Source organism: Streptococcus sp. TATVAM-FAB8, assembly GCF_046592795.1.
GTDB classification, from domain to species: Bacteria; Bacillota; Bacilli; order Lactobacillales; family Streptococcaceae; genus Streptococcus; species Streptococcus ruminicola.
Map to the genome: position 1 here is coordinate 1 of NZ_JAWVPQ010000014.1, position 14,049 is coordinate 14,049.

Here is a 14,049-nt window from a genome sequence, read left to right on the forward strand (position 1 = left end):
TATATAGATGCTTCTCAAATTGGAATAACTGATGGTATTGGGGGGATGATTATTGATCTAATTTCAAACCATTTAGTTAATTTAAGTTCAAAAGTAATAAAACCGTTTGTGATGTTTGTTGATGAAGTACATAGATATACAAAGGGAGTCAATAATGAAGGATTTACATTTTATACCGGATTGAACAGTATAGCACGTGAAGGAAGAAAGAAAGGAATTTTTCTGTTCTTAACTACACAGAATCCAAATGATGTAGATAAGGTGCTCCTAGGGCAGGTTGGGACATTATTGGTTCATCGACTTACCTCTCCTGATGAATTAAAGTCGATACAAAATCACTTATCTGAAAATCAGATAAATCAGGTGAAGAAGTTAAATACAGGAGAAGCAGTTTTAACAAGCATCAACCTCCTGAAGGATATTTACATAAAGGTAGATAAGTGTAATCGACTACACCATAATGATACTCCAAGTCTGTTTAATCATTAAAGTTAAGTTTCTTGCCTTTTGCTCTCCCGCCATTTTCCAAAAGAAATCATACGGTGACTAAAAACTTCCTTGATTTTATGCTAAAATAGAGCTAAGTTATTTAGAACAGAATGGGAGTAGGTTATGGTTCCAGCGTATATTAGAATTCATGATGCGATTAAGAAAGAGATTGATGGGGGCGTTTGGGAGATTGGTCAGCGTTTGCCGAGTGAGCGTGATTTGGCAGATGACTACGAGGTGAGTCGTATGACGCTTCGTCAGGCGATTACGCTTTTGGTGGAAGAAGGGATTCTTGAGCGTCGTGTGGGTAGTGGGACTTATGTGGCTAGTCATCGTGTGCAAGAGAAGATGCGCGGGACAACGAGTTTTACGGAGATTGTGCGTTCGCAAGGTAAGATGCCGTCTTCACAGTTGATTTCTTATCAACGTAAGCCAGCTAATGACACTGAGATTCAGCAGTTACAGCTTAAGGCTAGCGATTATGTGGTGCGTATGGAGCGCGTGCGTTATGCGGATAATGTGCCTTTGGTTTTTGAGGTAGCATCAATTCCTGAGAAGTTGATTCAGTCGTTTAATCGTGAAGACATTACAGAGCATTTCTTCCAGACTTTGACGGATAATGGCTATGAGATTGGTAAGAGTCAGCAGACTATTTATGCGAAAAATGCCAGTGAGCGCGTGGCTAATTATCTTAAAGTGCCTAAAAATCATGCGGTGCTTGCATTGACTCAGGTGTCATATTTCTCAGATGGACGTCCATTCGAGTATGTTCACAGTCAGTATGTTGGCGACCGCTTCGAATTTTATTTGGAGAATAATTAAAATCAATAGGACAGCACATCATAGTGTTGCCCTATTTTTAGCGATATTTCTGGTATCGTTTACAAAAATATCAAAATAAGTCTGATTAACCAATTCTGACTATTAAAATCAGTCAAAATATGGTAAAATAAAGGCTATGGAAATTGAAAAAACCAATCGTATGAATGCTCTTTTTGAGTTCTATGCTGCTTTGTTAACGGACAAGCAGATGAATTATATTGAACTGTATTATGCGGATGACTATAGCTTGGCTGAGATTGCTGAGGAATTCGGCGTTAGTCGTCAAGCAGTTTATGACAATATCAAGCGAACTGAAAAGATTTTAGAAGCTTATGAGATGAAGCTACACATGTATTCGGACTATATTGTTCGTAGTCAGATTTTTGATGAGATTTTGGATAAATACCCATCAGATGACTTTTTGAAAGAAAAAATTGCGATTTTGAGCAGTATTGATAACCGAGATTAATTTACAGATAATTGATAATTTATAGATTTAGGTAGGAGAATTTATTATGGCTTTTGAAAGTTTGACAGAACGCCTGCAAGGGGTTTTTAAAAATATTCGCGGAAAGAAAAAGCTATCTGAAAAAGATGTTCAGGAAGTAACGAAAGAGATTCGTTTGGCTTTGCTTGAAGCCGACGTTGCTTTGCCAGTCGTTAAAACATTTATCAAACGCGTTCGTGAACGTGCAGTTGGTCACGAAATCATTGATACACTTGACCCAACTCAACAAATCGTTAAAATCGTTAACGAAGAATTAACAGAAATCCTTGGTTCTGAAACAGCTGAGCTTGAAAAATCACCTAAAATTCCTACAATCATTATGATGGTTGGTCTTCAAGGTGCTGGTAAAACAACATTTGCTGGTAAATTGGCTAACAAGCTGATTAAAGAAGAAAAAGCTCGTCCAATGATGATTGCGGCTGATATCTATCGTCCAGCAGCCATCGACCAATTGAAGACTCTTGGTAGCCAAATCAACGTTCCAGTCTTTGATATGGGAACTGACCACTCAGCCGTTGAAATCGTAACAAACGGTCTTGCACAGGCTAAAGAAAGCCACAACGATTACGTTATCATCGATACGGCTGGTCGTTTGCAAATTGATGAAAAACTCATGGAAGAACTCCGTGATGTTAAAGCTCTTGCGAAACCAAATGAAATTCTTTTGGTTGTTGATAGCATGATTGGTCAAGAAGCTGCCAACGTCGCTGATGAATTCAACAAACAATTGGATATCACAGGGGTTGTCTTGACTAAGATTGATGGTGATACTCGTGGTGGTGCAGCACTTTCAATTCGTGAAATCACTGGTAAACCAATCAAATTCACTGGTACTGGTGAAAAAATCACTGATATTGAAACATTCCACCCAGATCGTATGTCAAGCCGTATCCTTGGTATGGGTGACCTGCTTACATTGATTGAAAAAGCCAGTCAAGAATACGATGAAAAACGTTCAATGGAACTCGCTGAAAAAATGCGTGAAAATACCTTTGACTTCAACGATTTCATCGAACAACTTGACCAAGTGCAAAATATGGGACCAATGGAAGATCTTCTTAAGATGATTCCTGGTATGGCTAACAACCCAGCTCTTAAGAACTTCAAGGTCGATGAAAAAGCTGTCGCTCGTAAACGTGCTATCGTGTCATCAATGACGCCTGAAGAACGTGAAAATCCTGATTTGCTAACACCTAGCCGCCGCCGTCGTATTGCAGCTGGTTCAGGTAACAGCTTTGTTGATGTCAACAAATTCATCAAAGATTTCAACCAAGCAAAACAAATGATGCAAGGTGTCATGTCTGGTGACATGGAAAAAATGATGAAGAAAATGGGTATCAACCCAAATAACCTTCCTAAAAACATGCCAAACGGTATGGACATGTCATCACTTGAAGGTATGATGGGCGGAAACGGTATGCCTGACCTATCAGCGCTCGGTGGTGATATGGACCTTAGCCAAATGATGGGTGGCGGATTCAAAGGTAAAATCGGCGAATTTGCCATGAAACAATCAATGAAACGCATGGCAAATAAAATGAAAAAAGCTAAGAAAAAACGCAATAAAAAATAATTGTTAAAAAACCGAGAAGTAGTTCTCGGTTTTTTTGTGTTTGATTTAGTTATTTCTTTCTACCTTTGCTTCACAGAATTTATTGAGGCAATCATGGCATGGGCGTTTTTCTTTGTTAGGAGTAGTTTGTTTTTTGATATCATGCGGGTAAACACCGATATACTTTTTAAATAGGCTAGCAAAACGGCTGTGAGAGGTATAGCCGACCGCAATAGCCACTTCCTTAATTTCTAGTTGGGTTGTCATTAATAAGTGCTCTGCTAGCGCCATACGACGTCGTTGGATGTATTCGGTAATTGTCATATGATACTTGGTCTTAAAGGCTGTTTTGAGCTTGGTTTTACTCATCATAGCAATTTTAGCCAGTAAATCTTGTGGAATTGTTGCCATCAGATGATCATTGATATAATGGCGGACATTATCCAAAGCGAGGCTATCTTCTTGGCTCATTTCTTGTTCATCTTGTGCGGCATAATAGTTATTAATAATGACGCTTAGCCATTCTTTAGCCTTGATTTCATAGAAAAGTTCGCTGGCAGAAGATCCCAACTTATAGTGTAAAATATCATCAGCAATTTTTCCAAGTCCTGCTCCCAGAAAGTGATTGGCTTCTTTGAAAATATGACATAAATCATCAGGGTTTAATTGGTAGCGTCCGACAAGGCAGTCATCGATGATTTTTTGTTTAAAATCAAAGCAAACGGCTTGAAAATTAGTGTGCTCATGTAGTAAAGTCTGAAGAATTTGATGTTGATTGCAAATCACAAAGCTATCGTTACTTGAGAGTTGCTGGTAAGGTGGCAAGATTTCACCATTAGCAGAAATGACATGGGCTGAAAAGAGGGCAGTATCAGGAAAAGCCGACAAATCGCAACAATAGATAGTTTCCTTTTTTAGAGTAAAATCAAAAATACTAACTCGGAAGTATTCAGTCTCATAGGTCCAATAAAATCCTTCTAAATCATCACATGACAAGTAATAACTTTGACCGTGTGGAGCAAAGCGGCTGCAATTAGGGAGTAAAATAGCTTTTTGCTTGATGTTATCATTGAAAAAGATGGCTGACATGAAATCTCCTTTTTAAAATAACACGATTGGACGAATAGCACAATTCGCCAATATTGCTGAATATGCATTGAATACATAATTATTACATGCTAGAATGTATGTCAAATCCATTATAATGTTTAAATGCCTATTTATCAATATTTTGGATAAAAATAAGAAGGAGCTCATATGATTAAGGTTTATAAAAAGTTATTTTCTTATGTGCCTGAGTTTAAGTATTTGGCTTATCTTGCTATTTTATTAGCAGCTTTGTCAACTGTTTTTACGATTGGTGCTTTTTATGACATGTATCTCTTTTTAAATCATCTAATTGTTCAGAATAATGCGACAAATATTGCCCATTATGCAAAAACGGTTGTTGGTTTTATGATGACTGGGATTGGTATTTACCTCATTTCAGGGCTATTAACCCACATAGTAGCTTTTCGTTTGGAAACTAATCTTAGAAAAAAAGGGATTGATGCTTTGAGTCAATCAAATTTTGCTTATTTTGATACTCATACATCAGGATACATTCGTAAAACCATTGATGATAATGCTGCAGAAACACATACGATTGTTGCTCATTTAATTCCTGATAATACAACAAGTGTCATGACTTTGTTATTGCTGGTCCTTGCAACTTTTGCAGTTAATGTTTATCTGGGACTTGCTTTAATTCTGTTAGCAGTCGTTGCTTTGTTGCAGATTAAACAGATGATGGGAAACGCTGAGTTCATGGATGCTTATATGAAAGCTTTGGAAAAAATGAATAGTGAAACCGTTGAATATGTTCGCGGGATGCAAGTTATCAAGATTTTTAAAACTTCTGTACAATCCTTTAAAGCTCTTTATACAGCTATTAAATCTTATTCAGATTATGCTCTCAATTATAGCTTTTCTTGTCGTACAGCCTTCATTATCTTTCAAGTAATGTTTGCGACTTACGCAACTTTGATTGTGCCAATTTACTTATATTTCGTACCGCAATCACAACAATTAGCTTTGCTACCAAAATTTATTTTCTTCTATTTTGCGGTTGGTTTGCTGTATGTTACCTTTATGAGAATCATGTATGTTTTCATGTATCAGTATAAAGGAAGTGTCTCGGCAGAAAAGATTGAAACTTTGTACAATGATATGACCAGCCATCGTGTAGCTCTTGGAGATGAAGAACTTCTTGAAAATGGTAATATCATCTTTGATCACGTAAGTTTTGGTTATGAAGATCAAAAAGTTATTGACAATCTGTCATTTGAATTGGAAGAAAACAAGGTCTATGCCTTTGTTGGAAGTAGTGGTAGTGGGAAATCAACAATTGCCAAATTGATTGCTGGACATTATCGAGTTGATAGCGGAAGTATCAAATTAGGTGGAAAACCCATTGAATCCTATAGTCAGGATGCTTTGATGAGACAAATTGCATTTGTCTTTCAACAATCAAAACTTTTTAAAATGTCTATTTTTGACAATGTCAAAATCGGTAATCCAAATGCAAACGATGAAGAGGTTATGAAAGCCTTGGCACTAGCCTCATGTGAAGAAATTCTTGATAAATTCCCTGAACGTGAACAAACGATGATTGGTTCAAAAGGTGTTTATCTTTCAGGTGGTGAAAAACAACGTATTGCTATCGCACGCGCCATTCTAAAAGATGCTAAAATCGTTATTTTAGATGAAGCATCAGCTTCTACAGACGTTAATAACGAATACCAAATCCAAAAAGCTTTTGCTAATTTGATTGCTCATAAAACGGTTATTATCATTGCACACCGTTTGTCATCAATTAAAGGTGTTGATGATATTTTAGTGATTGATAAAGGTCAAATTATTGAACGTGGTAACAGTAATGAATTACTGGAAAAAGGTGGTAAATATAAAGCCTTTAGCGATCTTTACGCATCAGCAAATGAATGGAGGGTGTCATGAAAAAGAAATTACAAGAACTTTTTGCCTTGACTGAACACGGTGCAAGTCGTTTATTATATGCTTGCGTCACGGGATTATTTGTATCAGCAGCAGAATTAACACCGATTATCTTGATGATGTACTACATCAAGCATATTTTGGCACAGGAAACTCTTTCTTTTTGGACAGTTATTCTAGGTTTAGTTTTAGTTGCTGCAGTGACTTATGGCTTTTTCTACATCGATTATAATGCGACTTATACGGCTACTTATCAAGAAAGTGCTGATCTTCGGATCGATATTGCTGATACTTTACAAAAAATGCCTTTATCGTATTTCTCACAACGTGATTTGACAGATTTGTCACAAACCTTGATGAGTGATGTGGAACGTCTTGAACATGCTCTTAGCCATGCGATTTCTAAAACGATTGGCTTTGTCCTTTACTTTATTTTATTAACGATTACGCTTTTTTTCATCAATCTTCCTTTAGCTTTGTGTATTTTTGTCCCCATTTTTCTAGCTTTTTTAGCACTTATTTTGTCAAAAAATATGCAAAAGAAAGCTGTTAAGAAATACTGGAAACAGCTCCGCGAAAACTCTGATAGTTTCCAAGAAGCTATTGAATTACAGGAAGAAATAAAAGCTTACAATTTAAGACAAACCATCCATGATAAGCTTTATCAGCAAATGGAAAAAAGTGAAAAAATCCATATTATTTCTGAAGTTCTTCAAGGTATTCCAATTAATATATCCAACTCAATTATCAGATTGACAATCGGATTGGTGATTTTGGTTGGAACAAATCTTTATTTCCAAGGTCAAGTGAGTCTTCTGGTTTTGCTGATGTTTATTCTACTTGCTATCAAAGTTTCTGACAGTACTGAAAACATTGTTTTAAATGTCGGTGAAATTCTCTACATTGACTCAGCTGTTAAAAATATTAAAGAACTTCGTGCAGTCAAACAACAAAGTGGACAAGATGTTACTCTCAAGCATTTTGACATCGAACTCAAAAATGTTGGCTTTGCCTATAAAGATGGACAAAAGATTATCGACGGTGTATCTTTTGTTGCCAAACAAAATGAAATCACAGCACTTGTCGGACCATCAGGATGTGGTAAAACAACCCTATTAAGACTTTTATCTCGCTTGTATGATTATCAAGAAGGTCAAATCACTATTGACGGCAAGAACATCCAAGACATTAGCACCAATAGTTTATTTGATAACATCTCAATTGTCTTTCAAGACGTTACGTTGTTTGATAATACGATTTTGGAAAATATTCGCCTTGGTCGACCAGATGCAACAGATGAAGAAGTAAAAGAAGCTGCTCGTCTGGCAAATTGTCAACATTTTGTTGAAAAATTACCTGAAGGTTATGAAACAAGAATTGGTGAAAATGGTGCAAAATTATCTGGCGGAGAACGTCAACGTATATCTATTGCACGTGCCATTTTGAAACAGGCACCAATTGTTATCCTTGATGAAATCACTTCATCACTCGATATTGAAAATGAAAAGTTGATTCAAGATAGTTTAAATTATTTATTACAAGGTAAAACCGTCATTATCATTTCACATCGCCTCAAATCAATTGAAAATGCAGATAAGATTGTTGTGATGAAAGATGGTCAGGTTGACGGTATTGGTAAGCATCGTGATTTGCTTGAAAAATCAGCTGTTTACCGTGATCTCATTGAAACATCGCAAAAAATTGAAGAGTTCAAATATCAAAAGAATGCTTAGGAGAAAAAGATGAAAACAAATTCCTTCACTGTTAAAGATTTGATTAATGCTGGTTTATTTTCACTCTTAGTTTTTATAGCTATTTTTGCTAGTGGCATGTTTGGGTTGATTCCGATTTTTATGCCATTCATTCCTTTTCTATGCGGGCTTTTTGCTGGTCCTGTCTTTATGCTTTACAGCACCAAGATTCACCGTTTTGGTATGGTCTTAATCATGGGAGTCATTATCGGACTTGTTTTTACTGTCACAGGTCACGGAATTTATATCCTACCAGGAATGACACTCTTATCTTTAGTAGCTGAATACATTTTGAAAAAAGGTGGCTATGCTAGCGTAAATCACACGAAGTGGGCTTTTACTGTCTATTGTTTATCATTTGGTTTCAATATGATTCCGATTTATGTTTCTAGGGCTGCTTATGTGCAACGTTTGGTCGAAGAAGGCTATGGTCAAGCTTACGCTGATAAAATGATGAGTATCTTACCTTATTGGTCATTCTTCCCAGTTCTTGCCCTAGGAGCAGTAGGTGGTTACCTAGGAGCAACAATTGGTGTCAAGATGCTGAAAAAACATTTCCAAAAACTTGAAATGGCGTAAAATACAAAAAATGAATGCAAACTTGGTCGCTTGGTGCGGCCAAGATGCATTTTGAGAGTGAATGAGATGAAGTTAGATTTTCGAACAAAATTACTAATGACAGTTGTCATTTCCTTTGTTTTGCTATTTGGCAATTTGCAAAGAAGCTACCCGATTATTGGTTTGATTGTAACCTTTTTGCCTTATGCTTTTTTACTGCTAGAAAGAAAAGTAAGCAAAGCCCTTAAGGGAGCAAGTTTAATGATTTTTGCTTTAGTATTGCAATACTATGCAGGCTTGCATGCGTTTAGCGGCATTGGAGCGTCTGTTGTGTTATTCTTTTCTATTATCGTTTTACGGATGGGACCAGGGCTTGCCATGGGAGAATACAGTCTTTTAACGACAACCATGAGCGACTTAGTAGCTTCTTTAAAGAAAATGAAGTGTCCAGATAGTTTAATTATTCCTTTATCAGTCATGTTTCGCTTTTTTTATACGGTAAAAGAAGATTATCGCCAAATCAAGGAAGCTATGTACTTGCAGGGTTTGGTGACTAGTCAATTCTTCCGTCAACCTTTACGCATGATTGAATACCGATTTGTTCCGCTTTTGATGTGTTTGTCCCGCACGGCAGATGATGTGGCTATTTCGGCAACAACCAGAGGTATGACAGTCGGTCAGGAACGTTCAAGTATTTCAAAGAGTCGCTTGAGATTACTTGATTATTTTTGGATGTTTGCCATGTTGACCATTTTAATCTTAATGATTTGGAGTTAAAACTATGCTAAAACTCAACCATTTTTCACTAACTTATGACCAGCCAATCTTAGAAGATATCAATTTAAGTTTTAAACCAGGAGAAATTACTGTTTTAACAGGGAGTTCAGGTTGCGGAAAGAGTAGTCTTTTGAAGGCGATTAATGGGGTAATTCCTTATTTTCAGCCTGCTAAGTTATCTGGTGATATGACTTATGATGGAGAAAGTTTGCTTGATTTGGATATGGCTGAAAGAAGTCAAGTAGTGGCTAGTGTTTTTCAAAATCCTAAAACGCAATTTTATGCCGTTAATTCAACGGATGAAATGGCGTTTGCACTTGAAAATCGCAATATTCCTGCCAAAGACATTTTTGATCGTATCAACTATTACACGGATTTATTAGAAATGCAGGATTTGCTTGACCGTGATATTTTTACTTTATCAGGTGGTGAAAAGCAATTACTTGCTATTACCAGCGTTGCTTGCATGGATAATGACATTTATCTCTTTGATGAACCATCGTCATCGTTGGACCGTGAGGCAATCTCTCGCTTTAAACGCGTTTTGATAAAGCTTAAAGAGCTTGGAAAAATCATTATCATTGCTGAACATCGACTTTATTATCTGAAAGATTTGATGGACCAGTTTGTCCTTATTTCTGACAATAAAGCGCATGTTTATCCCATTTCAGCGGTTAATGATGACTTGATTCAAGCGAAAAATTTGCGCGCATTGACAGAAATCAGCAAATCTGAGCTCATCAAGATTTGCTCGTACCAAAAACAATCAAAATACTCTTCAAATCAGGCAAATGGCAAGTTGATTTGTCAACGTTATAGCTATCAACACGACGACCAGCCAAAGAAAATTTTTGATTTCAATCTAGGTATCGATCAAGGCATTAACTTTATCATCGGGAAAAATGGTATCGGGAAAACAACTTTTTTAAGATGCCTATCGGGGTTAAATAAGAAATTCAAAGGAAAAACATACTACGATAAGAAACTCGTCAAACCAAGCTATAAATGGCTAAGTGAGGTGGTTCAAGACGTGAATTATCAGCTCTTTACAGAGTCTGTTTGGTCAGAAATTTCGCTGGTTAGTGATGATGATGCTATCAAAAAGGATGCGCTTACACAGTTTGGATTAATAGATAAAATAAATCGACACCCACAAAGTTTGTCGGGCGGTGAAAAACAACGTTTATTGTTAGCCATGGCAAAAGCTTCAAATAAGCCAATTGTTGTCTTAGATGAGCCAACAAGCGGTTTATGTAGGCAACAAATGGACAAGATGATTGAAGATTTGCAGCAAATGGCCCAAACAGGAAAGATTATCATCGTGGTAACACATGATTATGAGTTAATTAAGCATTGCAAAGGAAGAATCATAGAATTCGTCGAATAAGCTTAAAATATCAAATATATAACGTAATAATATATCATAGAATATATTTAAAATAGATTGTTAATCTCTGACAGATAAATCATTTGTCAGAGATTTTTTAAAACAGAAAAATAAAATCAAAAGTAAGAGTACAAGTTAGTCAAAAATTCTAAAAAGCATTAAAAACGTTGATATAACAGATTTTTTGTAAAAAGACATAAAAAGATGATATCTCTTTCTATGATTTTTTCTCATTACATCTTTCCGAAAAACTGTAATTTTCTTGAAAAACAAATCAGTCTATGATAAACTACTATTATAAAGACATCTAGGGAGATTTTTAGATGAAACGTGAAAAATTACTTGAAAAAATTGATGAACTAAAAAATATAATGCCTTGGTATGTCCTTGACTATTACCAATCAAAACTTTCTGTACCATATAGTTTTACAACCTTGTATGAATACCTCAAGGAATATCGACGATTCTTTGAATGGATTCTTGATTCAGGTATTTCAAATGCTAATCAAATTGCTGATATTGAATTAAGTACTTTAGAACATTTATCAAAAAAAGATATGGAATCCTTCGTTCTTTATCTACGTGAACGTCCTTCTTTAAATACCTATTCAACTAAGCAAGGGGTTTCACAAACCACTATCAACCGCACTCTCTCAGCACTTTCAAGCTTATTTAAATATCTGACAGAAGAGGTCGAGGACGAAAATGGTGACCCCTACTTCTATCGAAATGTCATGAAAAAGATTTCGACCAAGAAAAAGAAGGAAACCTTGGCTGCTCGTGCTGAAAACATTAAAGGGAAGCTCTTTTTAGGTGATGAAACTATGGCCTTTATCGAGTATATCGATAAAGAGTACCAAAATAAGCTCTCTCACCGTGCCCTCTCCTCCTTCCAGAAGAATAAGGAACGTGATTTAGCGATTATCTCACTTCTTCTTGCCTCAGGAGTTCGTTTATCTGAAGCTGTTAATCTTGATTTAAAAGATTTAAACCTTAATATGATGGTTATCGAAGTTACTCGTAAAGGTGGCAAACGCGATTCTGTTAACGTTGCTGCTTTTGCTAAACCTTATCTTGAGGAGTATTTGAAAATTCGAGCACCTCGTTATAAAGCAGAAAAACAAGATCAAGCACTATTTTTAACGGAATACCGTGGTGTTCCAAATCGTATCGATGCTTCAAGTATTGAAAAATTAGTTGCTAAGTATTCGCAAGATTTTAAGGTTCGTGTGACACCCCACAAGCTACGTCACACTTTGGCAACAAGATTGTATGGGGCTACTAAATCACAAGTACTCGTCAGCCACCAATTGGGACATGCAAGTACTCAAGTTACCGACTTATATACCCATATTGTCAATGATGAACAGAAAAATGCTTTGGACAAATTATAATATTAAACCAAAGACCAGATGTCTTTATAGAAAATAAAACTAGAATCCATATTTTACATAAATAAAAATATGGATTCTAGTGTCACCTTTTAAAATTACTTTCCCAATAAACATTTTGATAAAAATAAAAGCAGGACAAATAGTCTTGCTTTTATTTTTGAGGTGTAATGAAAACTTGAGTTCCTTGCTCGATTTGACTTTTGATAGAAATATTTAGATTAAGACTATCTAAGACTTGTTTTGTCATATAAAGACCAAGACCAGTTGCTTTTTGATGTTCGTGACCATTAAAACCAGTAAAGCCTTCTTCAAAAATTCGTGGCAAATCTTCTTCAAGTATGCCAATACCATTGTCTGATATTTCAATACAACCTTTAGATATTTGAATAGAAATCTTTCCGCCATCTTTTGAATACTTAATGGCATTATCAATAAGCTGTGTAAGAGCAAAATTTATCCATTTACGATCTGAGTTGAGTTGCCAATCACCGCTAACTTCTACAGAAAGATGCTTTAGTAGACAAGAAACACGGTATTTTTTTACAATTTCAGTTACACAATCTTTAACTGAAATTTTTTCAAAACGAAAATCATCTTTATTCTGATTAAACTTCAAATAGTTTAACAAAGTGTCTAAATAATTCTGGAGTCGATTTAGTTGTTGTTCAACCTCTTTTTGTTGAAGTTGATTTGTTTGAGCCATAAGAGATAATGCTGACAAAGGAACCTTCATCTGATGTGACCACATTTTAATCAGATCTTGGATGTTTTCGATTTGTGTTTTAAGATTTAAAACTTCAGTAGCTTGTTCTTCTTTTTGCTTAAAAATAATGTTTTTAAATGCTTCTTCAGATGGCAAGTAAAAGTCATCTAATTCTTTTACATAAATAAATTGTTGTAAAATTACTTGTTTTTTCTTAAATTTACAGTATTGTCGTATACTGATGAAAATTAGTATTGTAATATTAAGGCTAAAACTGACTTCAAAATACGTAAGTGGCAAATGAAATAGGAAAAATGTTATTAGAAACAGACTTGCTAATATAGCATAAGTCAAATACCATATACTATATTCTTTAAAAAATTTGTGGATCATTTTAGAAGGTACCCTACTCCTCTCACGGTATGGATGCGATCAAAGCCAATTGGCTGCACTTTTTTGCGTAGGCGTGTCATGTTAACACTCAAAGTATTTTGGTCGATAAAACTTTCGTTCTCCCATAGTTTTTCTAGCAATTCTTCTTTTGGGACGACTTGATTTTGACGCTCAAACAAGATGCTTAGAATTTTATTTTCTGTTGGAGAAAGATTAATTTGCTCGCTTCCATTTGACAAAATACCATCACGTGACAGTGAAAACTCATCAAGTTGATAGTTATCAGAAGTGAACTGGTATGCTCTACGCAAAAATGCTGAAATCTTGGCATCCAAAATAGTTAGAGAGAATGGTTTAGAGACAAAGTCATCTCCTCCCATGTTAAGTGCCATGACAGTATCCATTTCATCATCGCTTGAAGAGATAAAAATAATAGGTAAAGTCATGGTTTTACGGATTTCGGTCGTCCAGTAAAAGCCATTAAAGTAAGGCAGTGTAATATCCATCAAAATAAGATCTGGTTTTATTTCTTCGATCTCTTGCTTAATAGCACGAAAATTGTTGACACTAAAAACGTCATAGGATTTAGTCAAGTGCTGCTTTAGCAAAGTTACGATGGTTTGATCGTCTTCGACAATATAAATTTTTCCTTGTTTCATATTTTCAATTGTAGCAAAAAATGGTCATTACGACCATTTTCAGCTGAACTTTCTTATCAAAA

Annotated in this window: 13 protein-coding genes; 10 read left to right on the plus strand and 3 right to left on the minus strand. The window is 35.6% G+C overall.

The features are described from left to right. From SFC32_RS07415 to ffh, 4 genes are all read left to right on the plus strand, one after another. Positions 1-489: ATP-binding protein (locus SFC32_RS07415; RefSeq protein ID WP_411216643.1), on the plus strand; the 489-nt coding region annotated here is incomplete at its 5' end. Between the two features lie 123 nt (positions 490-612). Beyond that, on the plus strand, positions 613-1,311 hold the full coding sequence (locus SFC32_RS07420) for a GntR family transcriptional regulator (RefSeq protein ID WP_411049708.1): 699 nt from the start codon (positions 613-615) through the stop codon (positions 1,309-1,311). A 136-nt stretch (positions 1,312-1,447) separates the two neighbouring features. Further along, positions 1,448-1,780: a putative DNA-binding protein gene (locus SFC32_RS07425; RefSeq protein WP_004231629.1), complete on the plus strand. Its 333-nt coding sequence runs from the start codon at positions 1,448-1,450 to the stop codon at positions 1,778-1,780. A 46-nt stretch (positions 1,781-1,826) separates the two neighbouring features. Beyond that, the gene (ffh, locus tag SFC32_RS07430) at positions 1,827-3,392 is read left to right on the plus strand and encodes a signal recognition particle protein (protein WP_411049709.1); all 1,566 of its coding nucleotides are present in this window, start codon (positions 1,827-1,829) and stop codon (positions 3,390-3,392) included. Between the two features lie 45 nt (positions 3,393-3,437). On the opposite strand, the gene SFC32_RS07435 is transcribed toward ffh, so the two are convergent. Then, complete coding sequence (locus SFC32_RS07435) at positions 3,438-4,460, minus strand: helix-turn-helix transcriptional regulator (RefSeq protein ID WP_411049710.1); 1,023 nt, start codon at positions 4,458-4,460, stop codon at positions 3,438-3,440. Between the two features lie 171 nt (positions 4,461-4,631). On the opposite strand from SFC32_RS07435, the gene SFC32_RS07440 reads away from it, so the two are divergent. The 6 genes from SFC32_RS07440 (at position 4,632) to xerS (ending at position 12,232) form a co-directional block, all read left to right on the plus strand. After that, a complete protein-coding gene (locus SFC32_RS07440) occupies positions 4,632-6,368 on the plus strand; it encodes an ABC transporter ATP-binding protein (protein ID WP_411049713.1) in 1,737 nt (578 codons plus the stop codon). Beyond that, positions 6,365-8,098 (plus strand): ABC transporter ATP-binding protein, encoded by a 1,734-nt coding sequence (locus tag SFC32_RS07445; protein ID WP_411049711.1) that lies wholly within the window; start codon positions 6,365-6,367, stop codon positions 8,096-8,098. The genes SFC32_RS07440 and SFC32_RS07445 overlap by 4 nt, the downstream gene beginning before the upstream one ends. 9 nt (positions 8,099-8,107) lie before the next feature. Continuing rightward, positions 8,108-8,695 (plus strand): MptD family putative ECF transporter S component, encoded by a 588-nt coding sequence (locus tag SFC32_RS07450; protein ID WP_039696914.1) that lies wholly within the window; start codon positions 8,108-8,110, stop codon positions 8,693-8,695. A 66-nt stretch (positions 8,696-8,761) separates the two neighbouring features. Continuing rightward, positions 8,762-9,451 carry an energy-coupling factor transporter transmembrane component T gene (locus SFC32_RS07455; protein WP_039696913.1) on the plus strand — a complete coding sequence of 230 codons (690 nt, stop codon included), beginning with the start codon at positions 8,762-8,764 and terminating at the stop codon, positions 9,449-9,451. A 4-nt stretch (positions 9,452-9,455) separates the two neighbouring features. After that, positions 9,456-10,838 carry an ATP-binding cassette domain-containing protein gene (locus SFC32_RS07460; RefSeq protein WP_411216644.1) on the plus strand — a complete coding sequence of 461 codons (1,383 nt, stop codon included), beginning with the start codon at positions 9,456-9,458 and terminating at the stop codon, positions 10,836-10,838. Positions 10,839-11,161: 323 nt separating this feature from the next. Beyond that, positions 11,162-12,232 carry a tyrosine recombinase XerS gene (gene xerS / locus SFC32_RS07465; RefSeq protein ID WP_199543976.1) on the plus strand — a complete coding sequence of 357 codons (1,071 nt, stop codon included), beginning with the start codon at positions 11,162-11,164 and terminating at the stop codon, positions 12,230-12,232. 151 nt (positions 12,233-12,383) lie between these two features. Here xerS and SFC32_RS07470 read toward each other — a convergent pair whose 3' ends face one another. After that, positions 12,384-13,328, minus strand: coding sequence for a sensor histidine kinase (locus tag SFC32_RS07470; RefSeq protein ID WP_411050263.1), 945 nt, complete (start codon positions 13,326-13,328; stop codon positions 12,384-12,386). Continuing rightward, complete coding sequence (locus tag SFC32_RS07475; RefSeq protein ID WP_411050264.1) at positions 13,325-13,987, minus strand: DNA-binding response regulator; 663 nt, start codon at positions 13,985-13,987, stop codon at positions 13,325-13,327. Before SFC32_RS07475 ends, SFC32_RS07470 begins: the two co-directional genes overlap by 4 nt. Between the last annotated feature and the right edge of the window lie 62 nt (positions 13,988-14,049).

What these genes read in the sequence shown, in the direction of transcription:
- SFC32_RS07435 (WP_411049710.1), bottom strand. Translation starts at nt 4,460, where the DNA reads ATGTCAGCCATCTTTTTCAATGATAACATCAAGCAAAAAGCTATTTTA.
- SFC32_RS07450 (WP_039696914.1), top strand. Translation starts at nt 8,108, where the DNA reads ATGAAAACAAATTCCTTCACTGTTAAAGATTTGATTAATGCTGGTTTA.
- SFC32_RS07445 (WP_411049711.1), top strand. Translation starts at nt 6,365, where the DNA reads ATGAAAAAGAAATTACAAGAACTTTTTGCCTTGACTGAACACGGTGCA.
- SFC32_RS07460 (WP_411216644.1), top strand. Translation starts at nt 9,456, where the DNA reads ATGCTAAAACTCAACCATTTTTCACTAACTTATGACCAGCCAATCTTA.
- SFC32_RS07425 (WP_004231629.1), top strand. Translation starts at nt 1,448, where the DNA reads ATGGAAATTGAAAAAACCAATCGTATGAATGCTCTTTTTGAGTTCTAT.
- SFC32_RS07455 (WP_039696913.1), top strand. Translation starts at nt 8,762, where the DNA reads ATGAAGTTAGATTTTCGAACAAAATTACTAATGACAGTTGTCATTTCC.
- ffh (WP_411049709.1), top strand. Translation starts at nt 1,827, where the DNA reads ATGGCTTTTGAAAGTTTGACAGAACGCCTGCAAGGGGTTTTTAAAAAT.
- xerS (WP_199543976.1), top strand. Translation starts at nt 11,162, where the DNA reads ATGAAACGTGAAAAATTACTTGAAAAAATTGATGAACTAAAAAATATA.
- SFC32_RS07475 (WP_411050264.1), bottom strand. Translation starts at nt 13,987, where the DNA reads ATGAAACAAGGAAAAATTTATATTGTCGAAGACGATCAAACCATCGTA.
- SFC32_RS07470 (WP_411050263.1), bottom strand. Translation starts at nt 13,328, where the DNA reads ATGATCCACAAATTTTTTAAAGAATATAGTATATGGTATTTGACTTAT.
- SFC32_RS07420 (WP_411049708.1), top strand. Translation starts at nt 613, where the DNA reads ATGGTTCCAGCGTATATTAGAATTCATGATGCGATTAAGAAAGAGATT.